Raw genomic sequence first — 22,198 nt, 5'->3', positions numbered from 1 at the left:
ATTTAAGGTAAGAAAAACTCTTCTTTTCCTTCTTTATTTTCTATAAAAAATTCCTTTATCCATTCTAATATTTCATCTCTAACCTTTCTAAAGGTTGAAAGCTTTTCTTCATATGTCCCTTTCACACTTGCAGGATCCATAAATCCCCTGTGGACATATTTTTTCCCACCAGGGAAATAGGGACAATTTTCCTTAGCATTATCACAAACTGTAACTACATAATCAAAGGTCTCTCCTTTAAATTCATCAATACTTTTACTTCTATGATGAGAGATATCAATGCCTATTTCTTTAAGAACTTCTATTGCCAGTGGATTTACTACTGATGGCTTTGTTCCTGCCGAGAAAGCCTGAAATTTATCACCATATAAAGCATTCATAATACCTTCTGCTATTTGAGACCTTGCAGAGTTATGAGTACAGATGAAAAGAACACGCTTTTTATCCATGGCTCTTTTTCTCCTTCATAATTTTTATTGCATTGTCTCCTGTACAATTATATGGTATTACATTTTCAATGTCAAACCTTTTAAGATTATTTATTACTTCTTCTATTTTAGGAAGGGTTGATTTATAAAGATGAAAACCACCCATAAGAGTCTTTATTTTCTTATTAAATTTCTCTATGGCATATTCTACTATATTAACAATTCCCCTATGAGCACATCCAGTAATCAGTATTAAACCATCCTCTTCATCAATTACTAAATTCAATTCTTCTTCAAAAAAATCCCTCTCTTTTTTGTCTCCTTTCAACACATAAAAATAAAGGTCTGGTTCTTCAAAATTATTTCTAAAAGGTACAGGACCAAATACAAAAATATTATCATAAATCTCTATTACTTCATCTTTAACGATAACAAAATCTAAAAATTCTTTTAGATTTTCCCAATCTATTCCCGTAAATCTATTATAACTATATTTGGGTAAAAAAGCCCCTTCTCTAAGAATAACTTTATATTTCTTATTAAAAGGCAAAAGATATTTTAGGCCTCCTGAATGGTCATAATGTCCATGACTAATAACTATACTTTCAACTTTTGATAAGTCTTTCCCTAATATATTTGCATTCCTAATAAATACATCACTTGCACCTGTATCAAAAAGGAGGGCTTTCCCCTCCCTCTCAATTAATACGGAGAATCCATGCTCTGAAAAGAGGGGAGAAGAAAGCCTATCATCACATAAGACTGTTATTTTAGTCAAGGAGCTCTGAAACATTTCTAAGTTGACCCTTTAAGTAGAGTTCAATAGCTTTATCTACATCTGTCTCATCTGTCACATAAACCTCTATTCCTGCAGAAGTCAAATCATCATATAGCCTTCTACCCATCCCATGAGATATTACAGCCTTACAATCTCTCAAATTTTCAATTATATCTGCATGACTATTATAGTGATGATGTAATCTACTTTCATGTAAACCTCTTGCATGTCCAGTGAAAGTATTTGGAATATATTCTCTGCTTTTTATCTCACCATTTTCTATCTCAAAAATCACAAAACCCCTTGTTCTTCCAAAATGAGAGGAAATAGTCTTTCCATCGTCAGAAGCTACTGCAATCTTCATAATATCTACCTCCCTTTTAAAAAATTTCCAACTTTATCAGTAATATCCAAAAATATCCTTGTAATTTCAGAATTTCTATCTTCTAAAATAAAAGGAACTCCTTTATCACCACTCTCACTAATCCTTGGATCTAAAGGTATCTTACCTAAAAAAGGAACCTTTAAATCCTTTGCAATTTTCTCTCCAGCCCCACTTCCAAGAATATCCACCCTTGTTCCACAATGGGGACAGACAAAACCACTCATATTCTCTACTATTCCTATTACTGGCAAATTAAGAGCCTTTGCAAAGTTTACTGATCTTCTAACTACCCTTTCTGAAACCTCAGAAGGTATGGTTACAATAATAGCACCATCTGGATCTGGAAGTTCTTGAGCTATACTTAGTGGTTCATCTCCTGTACCTGGTGGAAGGTCAATTATTAAATATTCAAGTTCACCCCAGAGGATATCTGATAAAAACTGTCTAATTAACTGAGCTTTTAAAGGTCCTCTCCATATAATTGGAGAATCCTCATCTAGCACTAAAAATCCAGCAGAAGCTACTTTAATCCCCAAGGGGCCTTCCACAGGAAGAATTCCTTCATCAGCTTGATATAATCTCTCTGCTGTAATATTAAATAATTTGGGAATACTATATCCGTGTATATCAGCATCTAATACCCCCACTTTTCCTTCAGATCCCTTCATAGCAAAAGCTATAGAGAGATTTACAGAAAATGTACTTTTTCCTACCCCACCTTTCCCACTCATTACTACAATTTTATATTGAATTTTACTCATTCTTTCTCTCATCTTTTCTTTTTCTTTAATAAAATCTTCACTTCTCACTTGCCTTTCTCCTTTCCTCTATTAATCTATGATGGTAAGATCCTTCCCTTATAAGGGCAGATCCACAATTTGGGCATCTCTCATCCCTACAAGGTACCCCTGGAGTATGTACCTTTTTGTAACCACATTTAGGGCATATGCAAAAGCCTTCAAGACCTAATCTACTGTGATGATTATGTATATTATTCATAAAAATAAACTCCCTTTATTTGAGATTTACGAAATATTCAACTATAAAGCCTGAAAGTATAGCATACACAAAAACAAGAAAATTTAAAAGAAGAACGTATTTTACTCCAAGAAGTACAATAGCAAAAGGAATCCATGGAAGTTTTATAGCCCATGCTCCAATCGTGGTTGCTATTACACTTACTCTTGCTCCTTTACTCATCATCTCTTTAAAAAATGGATAAAAAGCATAGGCAGGTCCTACCATTAAGGTTCCTAAAATAGATCCTAACAATACCCCTTTTATTCCACTTTCTTTTCCTAAAATCTTTTTAATGATATCTTTTGGAACTACTTCTGATATAAAACCTGCGAGAAAAGCAACAGAAATCATTACAAGCAAAAGGTTTAGATAAGTGAAAAATGCGTTTCTTACTCCTAAATATGCCTTATGTGGATTTAAAAATATCAATATTATGGCTATAAGAGAGATAATTGTTTCCAAGGCATATTCTTTTAAGAAGGATAAGCTTTTCTGTCTCATAATAATACCTCCATTATCAAGGCAAGAACTATTATTGAAAAGAAAGCAAGAAGATTTCTTGTTATAGTGAATCTCTTCCCCAAATCCTTATATTCTAATGGGATAGAAATTGTTCCAATAAGTACCCAGGAAAGTAAAAATGCAGAAACAATACCAACTTCTGCTCCATGATCAAAAAGATACTTAGCAATAGGATAACCTGATGCAATAGGTCCCATCATTATGGCACCTGTCAAATCTCCTAAAATAATCCCTTTTAAACCTGAAAATTTTAAAAGAAAATTTCCTACCGCCTCTTTAGAAAGGAACTTTTCTAAAAGACCTATTATTACAAATATAGCAAAAATTCTAATTGAATTTTGGACAAACATCTTTATAGACTTTTTATAAGTTTTTTTAAGTCTACTTCTATCCTTTCTAAAATAGACAAGATATAAACTTAAAGTAAAAACAAATAGTACTAAACCCATTATCAAATTTTGCATATTATTCCCTCTCTTCCTCCTCTTCTATCTCCCTCTCAACTTCTTCTTCCACTTTAATCTCATCTTCAAAAACCTCTTCAATAGCCCTTTCTACTCTTATAGTTCTTCTTTCCCATGCTTCAAGAATCAACTCTCCCAAGATACCAACTATTAAAGCCATAGGAATAATAAGAACTGTTCTTAGAATAGTGAAATGTAAGCCTAAGAAATGAATCTCCAATGGAATTAAAGGGGCTTTTCCACTCCATGCTGTTATAAAGGCTAAAACAGCACCATAACTTGCACCTTTTTCTAACAAAACAGAAAGAAGAGGAAAGATACTAAAAAGAGAACCACCTATAAATATTGGAATTGTAGAGGCAATGACATATTTTACCCATCCTGCCTCTTTTCCCATTATCTTTGCCATGGTTTCAGAACTCAACCATACTTGCAAAAGACCAATAAAGAAAAATACTGCAATTATTATTTTCACTGATTGCACAAAAGCATTATAAGCTACCTTACCCACTTCTAACCCCTTGGAGGGAGAGAAAATTGAAATTATTAACCATATAAAAAAACCTATTAAAATATATGTTAAAGCCTCTTTATAAATCTTTTTCATTTTAAACCTCCTATTTAAGGATTAATTGAACAAAGATACTAAAGACAAATACTACAACAAAAGTAAGTAAATTTCTTGCAATAGTAAATCTTTTTCCAAAGAATTTTATTTCTGCTGGCAAAGTAGACACACCTATAAGAATAGCTGTTGATACAAAAGCAAATATAGTTGCATAACTTGCTCCCTTATTTAAAAGCATTCCTGAAAAAGGAAAAACAGCAGCTGGCTGGACAAGAGCAAATGTTCCTACAAGTTCTCCAATTAAAATACCCAAGATACCACTTCCTGTTCCAAGCCAAGAAGCAATAGTTTCCTTAGAGACAAAAACAGAAATAGTTCCCATAAGGATAAAAATCATAAATAGGACTGGAAAAACTACTAAAGTTGTCTTATATACAACCTTTATAATTTCTCTTGTTTTTCCTTTATCTTTGAAAAATGAAACTAAAAAGAGAAATAAAGCAATTATAAGATAAATATCTCCAACATCCATTTCTAAACTCCTCCTTAATGATTATTTTTTTACTTTTTCTAAAACTTTATTCCACGCATTAAGAAAAGTTCCAAAAGAAGTATTTCATCTTCCTTTGCCCATGCTCTGATAGCTCCAACAAGGTGCATAATTGTTGATTCTAAATCATGTTGAGAGGAGGTTATTGCTGAATGAGGCGACAAAAAAATTGCATATGTAGTACCAATAGGAAGTTTAGGAATTTGAGAAATTAACCTTTTACCAGCCCGAGGAGTCTCAACCATATGAGATTTAGCATACATTTCTCCATTCAAAACTGTTATTGGTGGCTCTTTAATTCCCAAGGCATAAGCTCCCCTATTACAACTATGATCTTCTGGAAGCATTATTAGTGTTTCCCCTGACATAGCCCTACTTACCCCAGTACAATAAAATATAGGTTCTTCTGGTCTTTTTATATTTTCAGGAATATTTTTAGGATCATCTATAAATTTCACAGAAACAAGATGTCTTTTTAAACCAACCATCTCATAAATTATCTTTGCAATCTCTTTGTAATTCATCATTTTTAAATCACCTCTAAAATTTTAGGGCGGGATAAACCCGCCCCATTTTTACTTAAGTTCATCCAAGCGCCTATTTATATCCTCAAGATCAGCCTCAAGATCCTTTTTCCAAGTTTCCAATAGTTCCTTTTCCTCCTCTTTGGTGAGCCCAGAATAAGGATAGTATCCTGCACCTCTCCACCACCATCTACGTCCCCAAAAGGACCATGGGCACCAAGGAGCTCCATAACCACCAAAACCCCATCCATGACCTCTCCACCATCTCCACATAATTTACACCTCCTTTCCTTCATCAAATTCTAAAAATTTATCAATCCTATCTCTCATTTCCTTTATGTAATTTATTAATTCTTTTTTTACCATCAACCCTTCAGGCGTAATTGAATAAACTCTCTTGGCAGGACCCTCTCCAGTTTCCCAACGGGATCTTATAAGGTTTTCCATCTCCAGGATTCTAAGAATTCTATAACCTGTACCCATTCCAGAAGGTCCTCTGCAAAAGCAGAATTCAGGAAAATACTCATCAAGCATATTAAAAAGTTCATAACCATGAAGATCCTTCTTAGATAGAGCAGAAAGGACAAAAGCTCTAAGCCAAAATCCTGGAGCAAAACCCACATCTCTTTTTCCCATTCCATGCCAAAATCCCTTCAATTATATTCACCTCCATATATATGCTATAAACATATATACACCTAAAAAATATAAATGTCAATAGGAAAAATAAAAGTTAAGAGTAAAAGTATTAGTAGATGAATTATCTTCTGATGAGGTTAAAAAAATTAACCTCTTAAGAAAAGAAATATTTCTTCTATATCAGGAAGCTCTCTAATAGGATAGACTTTGAAAAATATTATCTCTCCATCTTCATCTACAACTACATTCGCTCTTCCCGAAAATCCATATTCTTCTATGAATATGTTATATTTTTGGGCTACTTCCCCATGCGGCCAAAAATCTGATAATATTCTCAACTTTTTTATTCCCAAACTGTTAGCCCAAGCTTTTTTAGATGGTACAGGATCCACGCTTATACCTACTGGTATTACATTAAGTTCAAGAAATCTTGCATAATTTTCTTCAAGAGATTGCATTTGTTTTGCACAAACAGAGGTCCATGCCAAAGGATGGAAAGAAAGAAGTACCTTTTGCCCCCTAAAATCAGACAATTTAAATTCCTTTTCTTCTTGATCTTTTAATGAAAAATCTGGAGCTAACTCACCTATTTTGAGGCCTTTTTCTTTTATCATAATAATTCCTCCTTTGAATAATGATTGATAATATTTTAGCACGGATTCCATATTTATTATAATAGCTATTAAACCCTTATACCGATTGTAATCTTATCTATAAATTCTTTAACAAGATCTAATCTTTCTAAAAAAGAATAAAGTTTATCAATATCTATTTCTATATATGGTCGTTTCAAAAGATCCCTATATTTCATAAATTCCATAAGTCTTTCCACTAAAATTCTATCCAATATTTTCATTTCTCCCAATATGGCAATACATTCTTTAAAACTTGAGATGCTTTCAATACCTCTTTCATTCAAATACCCACAAGCAATCTCACCTATTCCAGTAATACATAAATATATTCCATACTTTAGAGCATATTGTTTAATTTTATCCTTTTTTAATTCATCTATATCAAAGTTATTCTTCATGTATTCTAAAATTTCTAAATTTTCATTTAACTTTCTAATTCTTTCTTTTATCATAAAGAACATCCTCCTAAATATTTATAGGAGATAATTCAAATGCTTTCTTTTCATCATAATCTTTAAGCAGTTCTAAAATAATCTTTTCAGAACTATCCCATATTTTTCTTTCCCCTTTATAATTTCCTTCGATAAAGCAGAATTCCATATATTCATAAAGCATTATCTCAAAAAGAGCATCTTTCCCCCATCTTTTATTATAATACACATTATAAATTTCTCCATTATATATGAAAATTAATCCCTCATTATGGTTTATAGAAATCTCTAATATTCCTGTTTTATTAGAGTAAGTAAGGAATGAGATTAAGGTTATAAAATCAAGAGTCTCCAACTTTCCTTCTAAAAACATAGCTTACTCACCCCTTTTAATTTTGGGGGATAGAGTTTCTATCCCCCGTAAAATTTTTACTTTGATATAGATACTGAAATCTCTTTATTTTCAGATGATAAAATATACTCCTTAAATGGATCTATACCAATCAAACTACAAAGCTTCTTATACAAATCTGTGTTATCATAATATCCTCTAAAGATGTGAGAGCCAGCTCCTATTGCAAATACTGGTACAGGAGCCCCAGTATGGGAATAAGTTGTAAAACCAATACCAGCTTTTTGATTCAAAATACGAGTAATTACAACTGTTAATGGGTCGTATCCTCCATACATTAAATATGATTTATAGTCTTTAGGTCTCTTTTGAGGATCCATCACAGATATACTAAAGGCTTTTTTAATCTCTTCTATTTCAAAATCATTAAGGGAAAGCTGAAGCTTTGTTTTTGCCTCTTTATCTCCTGATTTTGCCTTTTCTTCTAAAGCTTTTTTAGTGTTCTCATCAAGAATGGAAAGTCCATAATATTTTTCAATAAGAGGCAACAAGTCTTCCAATTTAGCTTGTTCTCCTGCCTTTATCCTATAGTCTTGTACTATTTTTGAGAATTCGTCATAAGAGATTTTTTGATAAGAAAGAAGTTCAGGGTATACATCATATTTTGTACCTGCAAATCCAATACTCATACCCCCAGTTTCATGATCTGCAGTTACTATAATAATTGTCTCAAAGGGATGCTTTTTATAGAACTCTAAGGCTACTTTTACAGCATCATTGAAATCTAAAACATCATATATAACACTTCCAGCATCATTTGCATGAGCTGCCCAATCTATTTTTCCTCCTTCAACCACTATAAAGAAACCTTTTGGATTATCTAATATCTCAATAGCCTTTCTTGTAAAGTCAGCAAGGGAAAGCCCTATATCTACTCCTCTAAGTCTATTTATTGCATAATGCAAAGCTTTACTACTATCTAATATAGGATTTATTGCTATAACCTTATCATCCCCTTTTCTGATTCTCTTAATATCTTCAACATTATCAATAATTTTATATCCTTTTTCCTTAGCAATTTCATATATATCTTTTTGTTTTCCATCCTTTCCTTTTGGTTGTAAGAATCCTCCACCCCCAAAATAATTAAAATTACTGTTCAAAAGTTCCAAAGCTATCTCATAATAATTGTTTCTGCTGGGTTGATGAGCATACATACCAGCAGGAGTTGCATGATCTATAGATACACTAGTCAAAACTCCTACTTTATATCCCATATCTCTTGCTATTTCAGCAATAGACTTATATTTTGTCTTGAGGGATGGATCCATATTTAATACACCATCGTAAGTTTTCTTTCCAGTAGCCATTGCAGTAATAGCAGAAGCAGAATCAGTGATATAACTGTCTGCAGCATAAGTAGTCATCCATCCTATATTAGGAAATCTGGTAAAATCAAGACTTATATTAGATGGCTCCTTACTTTCTCTTGCTAAAAACATTTCTGTAGCATAAACATGATTCATTCCCATACCATCTCCAATAAACCAAAAAACATACTTAACTGGCCTACTAGAATAAAGGGTAACACTGTTGGATAAAGCATCTACCACATTAGAAGAAAAGAATAGAAAAGTGAAAAGGAGAAAGGAAAATAGAAGAATCTTTGAGAGAATCCTGTCCATTTTACTCATATGGAGCACCCCCTTATTTAAAAGTTTTTCAGTTTATAATTTAAATTACTGACTTTAAATATCAGTTAAGGAGTTATAAAATATTGATAATTATGTGTTAAAATAAAATTAATATTTTATTAAGGGAGTTTACTAATGCATAAGAAAATAACAGTAGGATACTTTCCTGAATGGAAAGTAAAAGAGGAATATTTAAATTACTCTATAGAAGAGCTTCCCTGGGATCTACTTACTCACATAAATTACGCCTTCATGAAAATAAAAGACGGAAGAGTCTCTCCCCTTGATGAAAATCTATTTACAAAAAACATGAAAACATTTAAAGAGTTGAAAGAAAAGCATAAAAATGTAAAAGTTTTAATATCCATAGGAGGATGGACTGACTCAGGAGAATTTTCAGATATAGCCCTTACTCGTGAGAGCAGATTAAATTTTGCTAAAAGCGCATTAGAAATTATAAGAGAATTCAGCTTGGATGGTATTGACATAGATTGGGAATTTCCAGTAGAAGGAGGCTTACCTACCAATAAGACAAGACCTGAGGATAAACAAAATTTTACATACCTTCTTAAAGATATAAGAGAGGAACTTTTAAAAGCAGAAGAAAAAGATAATAAACATTATTTATTAACCATAGCAGCTCCTGCAAGTTTTCAGATAATTCATAACACAGAACCAGATAAATATCATATCTATTTAGACTTTATAAATTTAATGACTTACGATTTCCATGGTATTTGGGATAAATATACCAATCATCACTCACCTTTGTTTTCCAATCCTAAAGATCCTGATCCTTTAAGCAGAGAAAGAGCTAATTGCGATTTTGCAGTTAAAGAATATTTTAAATATGGTGTACCATCAGAAAAAATAATTCTTGGGGTTCCATTCTATGGGAAGGGATGGATATGTGAAGATTACGGAGATAATGGATTATTTGCAAAAGTTATAGGGATACCTATAGGTATTTATGACTCTGAAGATCATCCTTCAGGTAGCAATCCTTTCTTCTTCATAAGGGGAGTCTTAGAAAACAATCCTAATTATCTCAAGTTTAGAGATGAATATGCAAGGGTACCTTGGCTTTGGAATCCAAAGGAAAAAATCTTTTATACTTATGATGATGAAATATCTATAAAAGAAAAATGCAAATATGTTTTAAAAAATGGTCTGGGGGGAATTATGATATGGGAGATAACTGAAGATTATCCTTATAAAGGTGATACTTTATTAAAGATCATACATGAAAACTTCAAGGAGGAATAAATTATGGAAATAATAAGATTAAATTCTTCATATATAGATGAACTCATTGAGCTTTGGAGTCAATCTTTTATACTTCCTTATGAACAAGTAAGCACTTGGGTGAATGAAAAGAACATCAGAAATTGTATAGGAGCTATTGAAAACGGGAAGTTAGTATCTGCATTAAGCATAAATGCATTAGAAGGTTATATTAGAAATGAACTTTTTTCTTTTTCAGGTATAGGTGGTGTTGCTACATTTCCAGAAAAAAGAGGGAAAAAACATGTTCATTATTTATTAAAAGAAGCAATAAGAATATCAAAAGATGAGAGAAAGATTTTCTCTTCTTTATACCCCTTTTCTTTCGAATTTTATAGAAATTTTGGATGGGAACTTGGCGGATTTAAAAAAAGATATAAAATAAAAACTTCTCTCATACCAAGATACCAAGAAATGGAGAAAGTCAAAAGAATACCAGTAAGTGAATGGAAGATAATAAAACCTATTTATGAAAAGTATGCTAAGAGCTTTTCTGGAGCAATAAAAAGATCTGACGAACGATGGGAAAGTATTATCTTTAGGACAAAGAACCTTACCTACCTTTATATATATGAAGACCAAAAAATAGAAGGATATCTACTCTATAATGTTGAAAAAACCAATATAAATAAAATTATAGTTAGAGAAATGATCTGCTTAAATAATTCCGCATATAAGGGATTTCTATCTCTATTCTCAAGACAAGCTATGAATATAGAGGAAGTAGAGATCACAACCCCATTAAACGATATACTTCCCTTTATTCTTCCTAATCCAAGTGTAGAATGTAATATTGAACCTACCTTTATGATAAGAATTGTTGATGTAGAAAAAGCCTTGTCTAAAATAAAATATAATGTGAAAGATAAGATTTCTATAAAGGTTAAAGATGAATATGCAGAATGGAATAACGGCATATGGGAAATAGAAATTGATGATGAAGTAAAAGTTTTGAAAAAAGAAGATTCAGATTATGATTTATCTTTAAGTATTAATACTCTTTCCCAAATAATCTCAGGCATTTTATCCCCAAAAACTGCCTATGAGTTAGGTCTTATAGAAATAAAAGATATTCCTATCCTTAAAAAGATGGAAAACCTATTTCCCGAACATCCTACCTTTTGCTGGGATTACTTTTAAAGAACACTTTTACTAATCACATTAAGAATAGACAACTCTTTTATATCTTCTAAGATTCCTTTAATATTAACCTTATTTTCTAAACCTTTTGAAATTCCATATGTAATATTTTCAAGTTTTAAAGAAAAGATATCTTTTCCAATTATCCAGGGAATTTTTCTCATATAATCTGGAAATGGTATATTAGCACTAGGAGATAGATCTAAGTATTTACCAAAAATTTCTCTGTTTTTGCCTAAATTAATATTTATATCTATATCTTTTAAAACCACATTTTTTATATTCTTATTCTTGCCATATATCAATATACTATTTTCTGAATGAGATTTTATATTACTTATACTCACATCCTCTATAGTATTACCATATTCAGGAGCCAATATTGCAATGGGTTCTCCTTTACCCCACCAAGTTCCTGCAAAGATCTTGGTTTCTATAATTATATTACTTATCATGATAGAACTTACATAACCAGATCTACCATTAGCAAAAATTCCTATACCCCTATTTGAATTTCTTATGATCAAATTAGACAAAATAACATTTCTCACTTTACTATCAAGATGGCCAATTCTTATTCCTGCTGATCTCGTTTCCATAGTACAATTACTCACTATTATATTCTCACAAAGTATATCCCAATTAGTAATTCCAGTTATAGCTATACAGTCATCACCGCATACAAAATTGCTATTTGAGACCTTTATGTTTCTTGATGAACAAAAATGTAAACCATCACTATTAGGTACTCTCAAATTATTTATTATCTGTATACCATCCACTCTTATATCTTCTGATGAATTAATTGATACTGTCCAACAAGGAGAATCTTTTATAACAACATCTCTTATAATAATATTCTTACAATTATAAAAGAAAATAGGTTGTTTTGGACGATCTTTGGTTTTACATTCCGTTTCTTCAATCTGTTCCTCATTCAATGAAGATAATTCAGGGAAATTATTATGAGTTTTTGAAAAATCCATGAAATTTTCGCCAGAAAGATCTATAATTCCCTTTCCTTCTATAGATATATTTTTCTCTGATAAAGCATATAAAAATGATGTAACTTCACCCCATTCATTATGATAATAACCTATATTGTAATAATCATTAATATTTGATGAGGCCTTTAAAATTGAACCTTCTTCCAAATAAAGAGTTACATTGGATCTTAATCTCAAGGGTTTACATAAGTATATACCTTTAGGAATTATAACTTTTCCCCCTCCATGATTATAACAATAATCTATTGCCTCTTGAATTATCCTTGTATTATCTGTTTTTCCATCTCCTTTAGCCCCTATACCTGAAATATTTACTTCCATCAATAAAACTCCCAAACAAAGAAAAATAGAAATATATATCTATATAAAAAGGTGCCACAGGCTCAACGGACCCCTCAGTACTTCCCATTTGCACTTTACTGAGAACTTTCAGTCTCAGGTTTTAGCTCCAGGTTTCATGAGAGTACCAGGCTTTACCAATACCCTCATTACTCTCTGGCACCACCTGAGTACTCAGCAAGGAGGCTTACTCCTAACCTTTCCTCAGCCCCTGAGACTTACTTTGTCTCAGCCAAGCGCATCTTGGGATTTCCTACGGACCCCTTGATGCCTGTGGCAATTATAATTTTAACACAATTTTAAATTTTGTCAATATGTCTTGGGGAAAATTTCGTAAATTAATATGAAGATAAGGGCCAATATAGAGAAGCAAGCAAAGATGAAATATCAAATAAAGAAATAGATCTTATATGATTTTTCTTAAAATTGGTACCCATGTCCCTACCAAGTACTAAATAAAAAACCCTGGGAGGTCTCCCCAGGGTGTAAGAAGTAAAAAATTAACGCAAAATTACTTATTGAGCTAACACTTCCTCCCAGGTTGTCACAGGCCATGTAGTCCTAAATAATTCTTCCACAGCAGGTTTTGCCTTTTCACGAATCTCTTTCATGGTCTTTGCATCAAGATATATAACCTTCATTCCGTTTTCAAGAAGTAATTTCAGAATATCGTTTTCACTTGCAATAAGCTCTTTAGTTGCTAAATCACATACTTTCTCAACAGTATCTTTTATTAATTTTTGATCAGCTAAAGAAAGCTTATCAAAGGTTGGTTTATACATATGAACCCATCCAAAAGATACTAAGTGATTAGTAATTATAAGATAAGATTGTACCTCATAAAGTTTATATCCAGAAATTTGGGTTAAATCACCTTCAGATGCTTCTGCGGTTCCGTCTTTTAAGGCCTGATAAAGACCTGTGAGAGGTACTGTAACAGGTTTTGTTCCAAGAGCCTCCCAAACCTTTACCCATGTAGGTACTACAGGAAGTCTAAGTTTTAAGCCCTCAAGATCCTTTAACCCTAAAATTGGTTTATTAGAAGTCATCTGCCTATATCCTCTATAAAGATAACCAAGAGTATACATATTACCTTTTTCTAATATTTCTTGCTTTGCCTTTTCACCAATAGGTCCCTTCATCAGTCTAAAGAAATGTTCATAGTCTTTAAGAACAAATGGTGCATTCATAAAGAAATACTGCGGTGCAAACACCTCTAAGGCTCTTCCACCAGTAAACTGCATGTCCACAATACCCTTTGAACATTTATCATTTACACCTTCTTCAGTATCTTGAGCAATTTGAAGTTCAACTACTATCCTTCCTTTGGTTAGATCCTCTACTATATTTTTAAAGTTCTCCATTGATTCGGTAATTATATGACCTTTTGGAAAAGGAGACGCTGCTTTAATAATTACTTTTGATTGTGCAAAAGAAAAGGTGAAAACCACAAGAAGAAAAACCATAATCAACCCTTTAAAGTACCTCTTCATATTTTACCCCCCTTTAAAAGAAATTTTAATTAAACATCAGAACGTTATAATTTTTCTTTCTAAAAAGGATCTTCTTATTGCGTCTAAGATCTCTACCACTTTTCTTCCTTCTTTTCCATCAATCATAGGCCTTCTTTTATCCCTTATTGAGTCAATAAAATCTTGCAACATAATCGTTATTGGTTTAATATCAACTGCTTTGGGATCAATAGCACCCGTTGCTCCAGCTCTCCCTGTCTCTATAATCGGTAAGTTAGGATCTGTGGTCTTTAGATAAACAAGATTTCCACCCTCAATTACAGCACTCCCTTTTTCAAAATGAAGCTCTAATCTTTCTGGGAAACCTGGATATACTGCTGTACTTGCCTCAATACTCCCTAATGCATCATTTTCAAATTCTATAGAAACAACTGCAGTATCCTCTACTTCTATATGTTTATGAAGAGATGTCTTTAAAAATGCAAGTACACTTTTAGGTTTTCCAAAAAACCATAATAATAAATCTATTGAATGAGATGCCTGTAAAGCAAGAGCACCTCCTCCTGCCTGATCTATATTTTTTCTCCAAGGTCTTCCATCATAATATTCTTGCCCCCTATACCATTTTACATAAACACTTCCAAGTATGGGCTTTCCTAATAGATTTCTATCTATATATTCCTTTATCTGAAGTGACGCATCATCAAATCTATGTTGGAAAACAGCACCTAAAATAATTCCTTCTCTTTCACATATATCAATTAGCTTATCTGTTCTTTCCAAATTGCTCTCTAAAGGTTTCTCTACTAATAAATGTTTCTTATATGGCGCTATCTTCTCTACATATTCCAAGTGAGTTCCAGTAGGTGTTGCTATTATGAAAGCATCTATATCATCTCTTTTTAAAGCCTCTTCAAGAGAAAGAGCTATTGCATCATATTCTTTTGCCAATTCCTTTGCTCTTTCAAGATCTCTCCCCACAATTGCAATAAGTTTTGCACCTTTTACATCCTTTAGAGCTTTAGCATGAAGACTTGAAGCTACACCATGTCCAACTATAGCAATTCCTATATCCCTCATTTTTTTCACCTCCTATAAAATTAGAAGGTCAGGCTTTCTAAATTTAATCCCACCTATCTCGAGCTCTATAACAGGATATCTTTTAGGATATGTTATAAAAATAGGTCCTTTTGATGTTGCTACAAAACCATCTTCTGATTTTGTTCCAGAAATAGAAGGATTATAACAAAAGGCCTGATTTTCAAGAACTGTATCCTGGGTACTAAAATCTATTCTATAATCCCTGGGATAATATCCCATTGCTCCTCCTTGATGATGCTTTCTCCATTCATCCTTATATCCCAATTCTTCATAAACTTCTATAGCTCGCTTCAAAATGTTAACTGCCTTTTCACCAGGTTTTGTTTTTGCAATCATTTCACATTCAACTCTAACAGTATCTCTATATTGTTTGAGAAAACTATCCGGAGGATTACCATAATAGACCATTCTTGTTATAGTTGTTACAAGACCCCACTTTCTTACCATGACACTTACAAGAAGAAGCCTTCTAACAGGATTCATCAATGGAACTGGATGTCGAAATAGAAAAACTCTTTCATCTCCTGCCACTTGAAAACCAATAGGTTCAATTCTTTCTTTCCATAAATTTAGAGAGATTTCTCCAGCAATTTCTGCCTCATAAAGTCCTGGATGGGTTGAAACTGCTACTTTCTCAATAATATCTGATACTTTTTCTCCTAAGGAAATATATCTATCTATTTCTGGCTCCAATAATTGATATCTACATTTATTTATTTTTCCAGATACATCTTTAAAAGGATAAAGAGAGATATCACAACCCACATTAGTTAAATCTCCTACTATATCTTCAATTACCTTTAATTCGTTTCCTTCGTACCACGGATATTCAACAATTTCAAAGCCCCTTTCTTTAATTTTCTCATCAATCTCCATTCTCGGAGCTTCAATATTATTAGTAATTACATAACTTTTGTCCCTGGTAATTAATAATGTAGTAACTCCAGTATCTTGTGCTGTACATAAGACATTAACCGCTCCTCCCGTAAGCCAACTAAAATTTGCATGTCTTTTCAACACTATAGCTTTCAAATTATCTTCTTCCATTATGGAGAAAAGTCTATCTAATTTCACTCTTATCTCTTCTTTCAAACCCATCTATAACTCCCCCTTCATTTTTCTTCTTTTCTACCTATAAAAGCATAAATAACAAAGATTACTGTTAATACAAGAAAAGTTAAAGATATAGGTCTTGTAAAGAGAATAGACCAGTTTTCTCTTGAAATAAGAAGAGTTCTTCCTAACTCTCCCTCTGCGATAGGACTTAATATTAATGCAATTAATAAAGGTGTAACTGAAAAACCAAATTTTTCCATAAAGTATCCAACCACTCCAAAGACAATAGCCACAATTACATCATATAGACTTGAATTGAGAGAATAAGCACCAATAATACAAAGAACAAGGACGACAGGTGTTAAAATCTTCTTAGGCACATAAACTATTTTTTGGCTATATTTTGCAGATAGAAGACCAAATACAAGTATTAAAAAGGCAATTATAAACAATGAAGCAAAGATCTTATTTATTAATACAGGATTTTCCCTAAAAAGAAGAGGACCAGGTTTTATCCCAAAAAGAATTAAGATACCTAATAGAACAGCAGTCACAATATCTCCTGGTACACCTAAAGTCAGTAGAGGTATTAAAGCTCCACCTGTAGTAGCATTATTTGCAGACTCTGGTACTGCAACTCCTTCAAGAACTCCTTCCCCAAAATATTTCCCTTTCTTAGACAGTCTTTTGTATTGTCCATAAGCAACATATGTAGCTACACTTCCACCTATTCCCGGAATTATACCTATAATTATTCCAATAATACCTCCGAAAAGAGCAGCAAGAAAAATTCCTTTCAATTCCTCCTTAGGTGGAAGAACTATTGTAACCTTTTGGACTATTATATTTCCTTCTTCTCTTTCCAAATCCCTTAATACTTGTGCAATTGCAAAAACACCAATCATTACTGGAAGTAAAGGAATTCCACTTTCCAAATAAAGAGAGCCAAATGAAAATCTTGAATATCCCATAATAGGATCAAGCCCTACTGTTCCTAATATAACTCCAATTAATGCAGAAATAAATCCTTTAAGTATATCTTTTCCTGTAACTGTTGCAATTGCCGATAACCCAAAAACTACTAAGGCAAAAAATTCAGGAGGACCAAATTTTAACGCTATTTTTGCAAGTTGAGGAGCAATAATTACTAAAGCAATAGTAGATAAAAAACTTCCTATAGAAGATGCAATTGCAGATGTTCCAAGAGCAAGGCCTGCTTTTCCCTTTTGGGCTAACGGATATCCATCAAGAGTAGTAGCACCTGCAGATGGAGTACCTGGTGTTCTTATAAGGATAGCAGGAATAGATCCACCAAACATAGATCCACCATAAATACCAAGCATTATAATAAGAGCTTCAGCAGGAGACATCTTGTAAGCCAATGGAAGAAATAGAATTATTCCAGTTGAAGCAGAAAGTCCTGGTAATGCCCCTACTATAATTCCTGCAATAGTTCCTATAATAAGATAAAATAATGTAATAGGCTGAAAAATTAATCTAAAACCTTCTATCAAATTTATTCCCATTTAACAAATTCCTCCTTTCAAAAAGGAAAAGGAATAGGAAGAGAAGGTCTTAAAAAAGACACTAAGAATATACGTGAAAAAATATAATAAGAAACTAAGCAAATAATAACTGAAAATAATAAAGCTTTATACCAGGGCTTGTAACCAGCAAGTAGAGATATTAGAAAAATCAGATTAATCAATGAATATAAGAAGCCCAAATAATTTAATGTTAGAATAAAAATTAAAAAGGAACCAAGAGAAAATAATAATATTTTTAATTCCTTTTTCGTAAATCTTACAAATATTTTAGAGCCACCGTTTACAAAGTCCCTCACTATTAAAGCTAAACTTAAAATGATAATTCCAACAAGAGCAAAAGTAGGAAAACTACCTGGGCTTAAACCTATATGACTTTTTGGAAAGCTCATAGCTTCTCTTAATAAAAACATAGATAACAAGATTAAAAAAACTCCAATAATTGAATCAATTTTCTTTAACATAAATTACCTCCTCCCAAAATGCCCCCTTTCGGGGGCATTTTGATTATTTATAGAAATCCCCTAAATTATATTTTTCTATAACAGTCTTGTAGTTCGCATATTCAGTAATAATAAGCTTTCTAAACCCTAATGGATCTAAATAGGTCAATTCTTGACTCATCTTATCAGCATCCTTTTGGAATTCTGGATCATTTAAAATTGCCTTCATTATCTCAGCTATCCTATTAACTATTCTTGGTGATGTTCCCTTTGGAACCACAACCCCTCTCCACATTGCATCTGTAAAATCATATCCTTGTTCTTTTGCAGTTGGGAACTGTGGATAATTCTTAAGTCTTTTCTCTGAAAAAATTGTCAAAATTTCCAATTCTCCAGAATCTACATTTGGAAGCCCTTCGGGGGCAGATCCTATATATGAATCTATATGACCTCCCAAAAGGGCAGTAACTGCAGGAGCTCCTCCAGAAAAAGGAACATGATTAAATTTAACTCTGAATTTGTTCTCAAACTTTAAAGCTACCAAATGTGTTCCCCCACCTGCACCTCCATTTCCAACGGTTATTACGCCTGGATTTCTCTTTGCCTCTTGCATAAATTCATTTAAGTTTTTCCATCTCTTTGTCCTAGTATTTACAAGAAGATAACAAGGATTATATACAAGAAGACATACAGGCTCAAAACTCTTTAAAGGATCATAAGGAGCAGGTCCCATAAGAGCTCTTGTAACCATTGGATTTGCAGCTGCAACCAATGTGTAGCCATCAGGTTTTGCTTTTGCTCCTTCACCATAACCTATAGCCGCACCACCACCAGGTACATTTTTGACTAACAATTGTTGACCATTGGCATATTTGGGGAAGTATTTGGCAATTGCTCTAAAAAGAAGATCTGTTGCCCCTCCTGCCGACCAAGGAACTATAACAGTAACCTCCTTTGTTGGATATACCTCTTCAGCACTATAAACTGATAAGCTTAAAAGCAAAAGTAGGAATAAAATTATCAAAACAAATCTCTTCACTTTTAACTCCCCCTTTTAATAAAACTTTTAGAAAGCTTTGTTATTTTCATCTCACCTCCTTTAAAAATTTATTAAATTTTTGATATCTGATATAACAGATAATTTAAAAATTTTAGAATAACTTTATTATTGCATTAGTTACCCTATCTATATGATTTTCTAATATTTCTATTGCCCTTTCTTTATTTCCTTCTAATATGGCCCTAATAAGAAGTGTATGTTCTTCTCTTGCTAAACTAACTTCATCCTCTATTAAGTGTCTTAATATGATAATTAGGTTCTTAATATTGTTATAGCTATTTATAAGATAAAAATTATCAGAAACCTTAATAAGAAGATCATGTATGTTTTCGTCAAGCTCATCAAATTCTTTTGTTTTTTGATTAATGTCCTTCTCATCCAAGGATTTTTCTAAAAGTATTTTTAATTTCCCTCTATCAATTTTGTCAAAGTATTTATTTAAACAATATAACTCATATAACTTCCGCATCTCCATAATCTCTTCAACTTCCTGTTTAGTAAAATTACGAATAAAAAAACCAACCCTCGGCTTTCTTATTACAAGACCCTCGTCCACAAGTTGTTTTAGAGCATCTCTAACTGGCATTATACTTGCCCCAAGTTCTTCTGCTAATTTACGAAGATTAATTTGCTCCCCTGGCTTTCTCTTTGCAAGCAAAATTTCTTCTTTTAATATACTATAAATTTGCTCCCCTATGCTTTCCTTAACAATCCTTTTCATTCTCAATTAACCATTAAACCACTGTTATCTTTTATTTGATATATTATATATCAAATATTTATCCTGTCAACTAAATAAGAAAGGATTCTTAAAAACTCTTATTTTTCCCTCATTTTTAATTACTTGCCTTACATAATCTATAAAATTTCTAACTTCTTCTAAAACTTCATCATCTATATCTTGAATCTTTTTATTCTTACCCTTAAAACTCAAAAGTTTTAATAAGGAAAGTCTTCTTAGAGCTGTCTTTGTATCTATTCCTCCATCCTTCCAATCATCCCATACTGCATGGACAATCCCATAAAATTCTGCTATAGAATCGAGTCCGAGATCTCCTATATCAATAACCACCTTACCAAGATATTTATAACGATCTTCTCTTTCTTCCATTATTAGACTCTTTGTACTCTGAGATATATAATCCTTCACCATTAAAATCATCCTTCTTTAAACATAATTTTAAAAAATTGGAAATAAAATATATATATGTTTTATTTTACTGTAAAAAAGGAGATGAAAAGATGAAGATTTCAGCAGTTATTTTTGATATGGATGGAATAATTTTTGACACAGAAAGATTGTACTATCAATTTTGGAAAATTGTTTTAAATAACTACGGATATGATCTAACAGAAGAAATTTATAAAGAGACTATAGGAGTAAATATTAGAGAAACAGAAAAAATCCTTAAAAAATATTATGGCAATGATCTACCTTTCGCAGATATCTATCAAAAAGTTTTAGCATTAACTCAAGACCACATAGAAAATAATGGTGTACCAATTAAAGAGGGACTATTTGAATTAATATCTTTATTAGAAGAAAGAAAAATTCCAAAAGGTATTGCCACATCTACCGAAAAGGATAAAGCTTTTTATCTACTGAAAAAAGCAGGGATTATAGAAAAATTTGACACCATAGTTTGTGGTGATGAGATAACAAAAAGTAAACCAGAGCCTGATATCTTTCTAGAGGTTGCTAAAAAACTTAATGTAAATCCTTCTGAATGTATAGTTTTAGAAGATTCAGAAAATGGCATTTTGGGGGCATACAGAGCCAATATGATTTCTTTTTTAGTATTGGATTTTAAGCGTCCTAAAGAAGAGATTATGAATATTGCCTACAAGGTTTTCAATTCCTTAGTAGAAGCTAAAGAATACCTAAAAGAAATTTTATAAAAGTAACTCCCATTTATTTTTAAATAATCTTAACTTGCATTTTAATTTTTCATATGCTAATATGGGCAAATGGGAAAATTAAGGAGGTGAAACAATGATAAATATAACTGATAGGGCTATTGAAGAGTTTAAAAGAATCCTTGCTGAAAATAACAAAGAAAGTGCTGGGATAAGAATATTTTTCTAGGTCTTCTTGCTGTGGAGGATTTTATAGACTTGAAATTATAGAGAAAGGAGAGATGGAATATAAAGAGATAGAAATAGATGGCTTAAAGATTTTCATAGATCCAGCTTTATATGAAGATCTATCTGAAGCAATTATTGACTATAATGATGACTTCTTTATTGAAACTAAATAAGGTGAATTTCTCTTATGGAAAGATACGAAAGAATTTTTAAGGTCCTTTCTGATAATAAAAGGCTAAAGGTGTTTACCCTTCTTTTAAAGATGGGTAAAGAATATTATGTTTGTGAAATAGCAGATGCCCTTGAAGAATCCCATTACAACATTTCTAAATATTTGAATGAACTTAAAAGAGAAGGTTTAGTTAAGGAAAAGAGAATTGGAAGAGGAGTTTTATATTCTGTAAAAGAGGCAGAAGATGAATTCATGAAAAATATATATAAGGCTATATTAAGTATTCCTGATTCTTTTTTATTAAGAAATACGGAACTTCTAAAATTGAGAGTTTCTTTAAGACAAGAAAATAAATGTGTAATAGGAGTTAATGATCCCCGTTGGTTAGAAATAGCTAAGGAAGTGAAATAAAATGAAGAAAATCTGTACTTGTTGGTGGCACGGATCTTAGGAAAAATAAGCTACAAAATGTACCAGAAAAAATAATTAAAAGGAGGGACAGTAT

At 32.1% G+C, this 22,198-nt stretch carries 29 protein-coding genes; 4 read left to right on the top strand and 25 right to left on the bottom strand.

What is annotated here, in order from left to right; all coding sequences use genetic code 11:
- Nucleotides 1–2: 2 nt before the first annotated feature.
- The 16 genes from ACY3JO_RS03020 to ACY3JO_RS02945 all read right to left on the bottom strand — a co-directional run bounded on the left by ACY3JO_RS03020 (nt 3) and on the right by ACY3JO_RS02945 (nt 8,990).
- Nucleotides 3–449 (bottom strand): arsenate reductase ArsC, encoded by a 447-nt coding sequence (locus tag ACY3JO_RS03020; RefSeq protein ID WP_463085347.1) that lies wholly within the window; start codon nt 447–449, stop codon nt 3–5.
- Nucleotides 442–1,221 carry an MBL fold metallo-hydrolase gene (locus ACY3JO_RS03015; RefSeq protein WP_463085346.1) on the bottom strand — a complete coding sequence of 260 codons (780 nt, stop codon included), beginning with the start codon at nt 1,219–1,221 and terminating at the stop codon, nt 442–444. The genes ACY3JO_RS03020 and ACY3JO_RS03015 overlap by 8 nt, the downstream gene beginning before the upstream one ends.
- Nucleotides 1,199–1,570: a NifB/NifX family molybdenum-iron cluster-binding protein gene (locus tag ACY3JO_RS03010; RefSeq protein ID WP_463085345.1), complete on the bottom strand. Its 372-nt coding sequence runs from the start codon at nt 1,568–1,570 to the stop codon at nt 1,199–1,201. The genes ACY3JO_RS03015 and ACY3JO_RS03010 overlap by 23 nt, the downstream gene beginning before the upstream one ends.
- A 5-nt stretch (nt 1,571–1,575) precedes the next feature.
- The gene (locus tag ACY3JO_RS03005; RefSeq protein ID WP_463085344.1) at nt 1,576–2,400 is read right to left on the bottom strand and encodes an Mrp/NBP35 family ATP-binding protein; all 825 of its coding nucleotides are present in this window, start codon (nt 2,398–2,400) and stop codon (nt 1,576–1,578) included.
- Entirely contained in the window at nt 2,390–2,590 is a 201-nt protein-coding gene (locus tag ACY3JO_RS03000) for a ferredoxin (protein WP_463085343.1), read from the bottom strand. The genes ACY3JO_RS03005 and ACY3JO_RS03000 overlap by 11 nt, the downstream gene beginning before the upstream one ends.
- Nucleotides 2,591–2,605: 15 nt before the next feature.
- On the bottom strand, nt 2,606–3,112 hold the full coding sequence (locus tag ACY3JO_RS02995; protein ID WP_463085342.1) for a hypothetical protein: 507 nt from the start codon (nt 3,110–3,112) through the stop codon (nt 2,606–2,608).
- Nucleotides 3,109–3,597 carry a hypothetical protein gene (locus ACY3JO_RS02990; RefSeq protein WP_463085341.1) on the bottom strand — a complete coding sequence of 163 codons (489 nt, stop codon included), beginning with the start codon at nt 3,595–3,597 and terminating at the stop codon, nt 3,109–3,111. The genes ACY3JO_RS02995 and ACY3JO_RS02990 overlap by 4 nt, the downstream gene beginning before the upstream one ends.
- A gap of 1 nt (nt 3,598) precedes the next feature.
- Nucleotides 3,599–4,204 carry a permease gene (locus tag ACY3JO_RS02985; protein WP_463085340.1) on the bottom strand — a complete coding sequence of 202 codons (606 nt, stop codon included), beginning with the start codon at nt 4,202–4,204 and terminating at the stop codon, nt 3,599–3,601.
- Between the two features lie 10 nt (nt 4,205–4,214).
- A complete protein-coding gene (locus ACY3JO_RS02980) occupies nt 4,215–4,697 on the bottom strand; it encodes a permease (protein WP_463085339.1) in 483 nt (160 codons plus the stop codon).
- Nucleotides 4,698–4,735: 38 nt separating this feature from the next.
- Nucleotides 4,736–5,242, bottom strand: a complete 507-nt coding sequence (locus tag ACY3JO_RS02975) for a DUF169 domain-containing protein (RefSeq protein ID WP_463085338.1) — start codon at nt 5,240–5,242, stop codon at nt 4,736–4,738.
- Nucleotides 5,243–5,290: 48 nt separating this feature from the next.
- Nucleotides 5,291–5,512: a DUF5320 family protein gene (locus tag ACY3JO_RS02970; protein ID WP_463085337.1), complete on the bottom strand. Its 222-nt coding sequence runs from the start codon at nt 5,510–5,512 to the stop codon at nt 5,291–5,293.
- Between the two features lie 3 nt (nt 5,513–5,515).
- Nucleotides 5,516–5,896: a PadR family transcriptional regulator gene (locus ACY3JO_RS02965; protein ID WP_463085336.1), complete on the bottom strand. Its 381-nt coding sequence runs from the start codon at nt 5,894–5,896 to the stop codon at nt 5,516–5,518.
- A gap of 128 nt (nt 5,897–6,024) precedes the next feature.
- Nucleotides 6,025–6,492, bottom strand: coding sequence for a peroxiredoxin (locus ACY3JO_RS02960; protein ID WP_463085335.1), 468 nt, complete (start codon nt 6,490–6,492; stop codon nt 6,025–6,027).
- Nucleotides 6,493–6,560: 68 nt separating this feature from the next.
- Nucleotides 6,561–6,965 carry a HepT-like ribonuclease domain-containing protein gene (locus ACY3JO_RS02955; protein ID WP_463085334.1) on the bottom strand — a complete coding sequence of 135 codons (405 nt, stop codon included), beginning with the start codon at nt 6,963–6,965 and terminating at the stop codon, nt 6,561–6,563.
- Between the two features lie 13 nt (nt 6,966–6,978).
- Nucleotides 6,979–7,317, bottom strand: coding sequence for a DUF4388 domain-containing protein (locus tag ACY3JO_RS02950; RefSeq protein ID WP_463085333.1), 339 nt, complete (start codon nt 7,315–7,317; stop codon nt 6,979–6,981).
- A gap of 56 nt (nt 7,318–7,373) precedes the next feature.
- A complete protein-coding gene (locus ACY3JO_RS02945) occupies nt 7,374–8,990 on the bottom strand; it encodes an alkaline phosphatase (RefSeq protein ID WP_463085332.1) in 1,617 nt (538 codons plus the stop codon).
- Between the two features lie 135 nt (nt 8,991–9,125).
- Between ACY3JO_RS02945 and ACY3JO_RS02940 the strand changes: the two genes are divergently transcribed.
- A complete protein-coding gene (locus ACY3JO_RS02940; RefSeq protein WP_463085331.1) occupies nt 9,126–10,256 on the top strand; it encodes a glycoside hydrolase family 18 protein in 1,131 nt (376 codons plus the stop codon).
- Nucleotides 10,257–10,259: 3 nt separating this feature from the next.
- The gene (locus ACY3JO_RS02935; RefSeq protein ID WP_463085330.1) at nt 10,260–11,414 is read left to right on the top strand and encodes a GNAT family N-acetyltransferase; all 1,155 of its coding nucleotides are present in this window, start codon (nt 10,260–10,262) and stop codon (nt 11,412–11,414) included.
- Here the strand turns inward: ACY3JO_RS02935 and ACY3JO_RS02930 are convergent.
- The 9 genes from ACY3JO_RS02930 to ACY3JO_RS02890 form a co-directional block, all read right to left on the bottom strand.
- Entirely contained in the window at nt 11,411–12,742 is a 1,332-nt protein-coding gene (locus ACY3JO_RS02930) for a glycoside hydrolase family 28 protein (RefSeq protein ID WP_463085329.1), read from the bottom strand. The two genes, ACY3JO_RS02935 and ACY3JO_RS02930, sit on opposite strands and share 4 nt — an antisense overlap.
- 533 nt (nt 12,743–13,275) lie before the next feature.
- A complete protein-coding gene (locus ACY3JO_RS02925; RefSeq protein WP_463085328.1) occupies nt 13,276–14,253 on the bottom strand; it encodes a TRAP transporter substrate-binding protein in 978 nt (325 codons plus the stop codon).
- 36 nt (nt 14,254–14,289) lie between these two features.
- Nucleotides 14,290–15,312 carry a Gfo/Idh/MocA family protein gene (locus tag ACY3JO_RS02920; protein WP_463085327.1) on the bottom strand — a complete coding sequence of 341 codons (1,023 nt, stop codon included), beginning with the start codon at nt 15,310–15,312 and terminating at the stop codon, nt 14,290–14,292.
- Nucleotides 15,313–15,324: 12 nt separating this feature from the next.
- Complete coding sequence (locus ACY3JO_RS02915) at nt 15,325–16,431, bottom strand: M24 family metallopeptidase (protein ID WP_463085326.1); 1,107 nt, start codon at nt 16,429–16,431, stop codon at nt 15,325–15,327.
- A gap of 14 nt (nt 16,432–16,445) precedes the next feature.
- Nucleotides 16,446–17,915, bottom strand: a complete 1,470-nt coding sequence (locus ACY3JO_RS02910) for a tripartite tricarboxylate transporter permease (RefSeq protein ID WP_463085325.1) — start codon at nt 17,913–17,915, stop codon at nt 16,446–16,448.
- 17 nt (nt 17,916–17,932) lie between these two features.
- On the bottom strand, nt 17,933–18,397 hold the full coding sequence (locus ACY3JO_RS02905; RefSeq protein ID WP_463085324.1) for a tripartite tricarboxylate transporter TctB family protein: 465 nt from the start codon (nt 18,395–18,397) through the stop codon (nt 17,933–17,935).
- A gap of 43 nt (nt 18,398–18,440) precedes the next feature.
- Nucleotides 18,441–19,415, bottom strand: coding sequence for a tripartite tricarboxylate transporter substrate binding protein (locus ACY3JO_RS02900; protein ID WP_463085323.1), 975 nt, complete (start codon nt 19,413–19,415; stop codon nt 18,441–18,443).
- Nucleotides 19,416–19,527: 112 nt separating this feature from the next.
- Nucleotides 19,528–20,157, bottom strand: coding sequence for a GntR family transcriptional regulator (locus ACY3JO_RS02895; RefSeq protein ID WP_463085322.1), 630 nt, complete (start codon nt 20,155–20,157; stop codon nt 19,528–19,530).
- A gap of 66 nt (nt 20,158–20,223) precedes the next feature.
- Nucleotides 20,224–20,589 (bottom strand): hypothetical protein, encoded by a 366-nt coding sequence (locus ACY3JO_RS02890; RefSeq protein ID WP_463085321.1) that lies wholly within the window; start codon nt 20,587–20,589, stop codon nt 20,224–20,226.
- A gap of 89 nt (nt 20,590–20,678) precedes the next feature.
- On the opposite strand from ACY3JO_RS02890, the gene ACY3JO_RS02885 reads away from it, so the two are divergent.
- A complete protein-coding gene (locus ACY3JO_RS02885; RefSeq protein ID WP_463085320.1) occupies nt 20,679–21,335 on the top strand; it encodes an HAD family hydrolase in 657 nt (218 codons plus the stop codon).
- A gap of 373 nt (nt 21,336–21,708) precedes the next feature.
- A complete protein-coding gene (locus ACY3JO_RS02880; protein ID WP_463085319.1) occupies nt 21,709–22,104 on the top strand; it encodes an ArsR/SmtB family transcription factor in 396 nt (131 codons plus the stop codon).
- The last annotated feature ends 94 nt before the right edge of the window (nt 22,105–22,198 follow it).

The sequence above is a fragment of the Dictyoglomus sp. LHC4 genome, assembly GCF_055181355.1.
The sequence above is the reverse complement of the archived record's forward strand: the minus strand, read 5'-3'. Positions and strand labels throughout refer to the sequence as shown.

What these genes read in the sequence shown, in the direction of transcription:
- ACY3JO_RS02935 (WP_463085330.1), top strand. Translation starts at nt 10,260, where the DNA reads ATGGAAATAATAAGATTAAATTCTTCATATATAGATGAACTCATTGAG.
- ACY3JO_RS02990 (WP_463085341.1), bottom strand. Translation starts at nt 3,597, where the DNA reads ATGCAAAATTTGATAATGGGTTTAGTACTATTTGTTTTTACTTTAAGT.
- ACY3JO_RS03020 (WP_463085347.1), bottom strand. Translation starts at nt 449, where the DNA reads ATGGATAAAAAGCGTGTTCTTTTCATCTGTACTCATAACTCTGCAAGG.
- ACY3JO_RS02885 (WP_463085320.1), top strand. Translation starts at nt 20,679, where the DNA reads ATGAAGATTTCAGCAGTTATTTTTGATATGGATGGAATAATTTTTGAC.
- ACY3JO_RS02995 (WP_463085342.1), bottom strand. Translation starts at nt 3,112, where the DNA reads ATGAGACAGAAAAGCTTATCCTTCTTAAAAGAATATGCCTTGGAAACA.
- ACY3JO_RS02945 (WP_463085332.1), bottom strand. Translation starts at nt 8,990, where the DNA reads ATGAGTAAAATGGACAGGATTCTCTCAAAGATTCTTCTATTTTCCTTT.
- ACY3JO_RS02880 (WP_463085319.1), top strand. Translation starts at nt 21,709, where the DNA reads ATGGAAAGATACGAAAGAATTTTTAAGGTCCTTTCTGATAATAAAAGG.
- ACY3JO_RS02975 (WP_463085338.1), bottom strand. Translation starts at nt 5,242, where the DNA reads ATGATGAATTACAAAGAGATTGCAAAGATAATTTATGAGATGGTTGGT.
- ACY3JO_RS02890 (WP_463085321.1), bottom strand. Translation starts at nt 20,589, where the DNA reads ATGGTGAAGGATTATATATCTCAGAGTACAAAGAGTCTAATAATGGAA.
- ACY3JO_RS02940 (WP_463085331.1), top strand. Translation starts at nt 9,126, where the DNA reads ATGCATAAGAAAATAACAGTAGGATACTTTCCTGAATGGAAAGTAAAA.
- ACY3JO_RS02960 (WP_463085335.1), bottom strand. Translation starts at nt 6,492, where the DNA reads ATGATAAAAGAAAAAGGCCTCAAAATAGGTGAGTTAGCTCCAGATTTT.
- ACY3JO_RS03000 (WP_463085343.1), bottom strand. Translation starts at nt 2,590, where the DNA reads ATGAATAATATACATAATCATCACAGTAGATTAGGTCTTGAAGGCTTT.
- ACY3JO_RS02920 (WP_463085327.1), bottom strand. Translation starts at nt 15,312, where the DNA reads ATGAGGGATATAGGAATTGCTATAGTTGGACATGGTGTAGCTTCAAGT.
- ACY3JO_RS02980 (WP_463085339.1), bottom strand. Translation starts at nt 4,697, where the DNA reads ATGGATGTTGGAGATATTTATCTTATAATTGCTTTATTTCTCTTTTTA.
- ACY3JO_RS02915 (WP_463085326.1), bottom strand. Translation starts at nt 16,431, where the DNA reads ATGGGTTTGAAAGAAGAGATAAGAGTGAAATTAGATAGACTTTTCTCC.
- ACY3JO_RS02895 (WP_463085322.1), bottom strand. Translation starts at nt 20,157, where the DNA reads ATGAAAAGGATTGTTAAGGAAAGCATAGGGGAGCAAATTTATAGTATA.
- ACY3JO_RS02910 (WP_463085325.1), bottom strand. Translation starts at nt 17,915, where the DNA reads ATGGGAATAAATTTGATAGAAGGTTTTAGATTAATTTTTCAGCCTATT.
- ACY3JO_RS02970 (WP_463085337.1), bottom strand. Translation starts at nt 5,512, where the DNA reads ATGTGGAGATGGTGGAGAGGTCATGGATGGGGTTTTGGTGGTTATGGA.
- ACY3JO_RS02905 (WP_463085324.1), bottom strand. Translation starts at nt 18,397, where the DNA reads ATGTTAAAGAAAATTGATTCAATTATTGGAGTTTTTTTAATCTTGTTA.
- ACY3JO_RS03015 (WP_463085346.1), bottom strand. Translation starts at nt 1,221, where the DNA reads ATGTTTCAGAGCTCCTTGACTAAAATAACAGTCTTATGTGATGATAGG.
- ACY3JO_RS02925 (WP_463085328.1), bottom strand. Translation starts at nt 14,253, where the DNA reads ATGAAGAGGTACTTTAAAGGGTTGATTATGGTTTTTCTTCTTGTGGTT.
- ACY3JO_RS02985 (WP_463085340.1), bottom strand. Translation starts at nt 4,204, where the DNA reads ATGAAAAAGATTTATAAAGAGGCTTTAACATATATTTTAATAGGTTTT.
- ACY3JO_RS03010 (WP_463085345.1), bottom strand. Translation starts at nt 1,570, where the DNA reads ATGAAGATTGCAGTAGCTTCTGACGATGGAAAGACTATTTCCTCTCAT.
- ACY3JO_RS02955 (WP_463085334.1), bottom strand. Translation starts at nt 6,965, where the DNA reads ATGATAAAAGAAAGAATTAGAAAGTTAAATGAAAATTTAGAAATTTTA.
- ACY3JO_RS02950 (WP_463085333.1), bottom strand. Translation starts at nt 7,317, where the DNA reads ATGTTTTTAGAAGGAAAGTTGGAGACTCTTGATTTTATAACCTTAATC.
- ACY3JO_RS02930 (WP_463085329.1), bottom strand. Translation starts at nt 12,742, where the DNA reads ATGGAAGTAAATATTTCAGGTATAGGGGCTAAAGGAGATGGAAAAACA.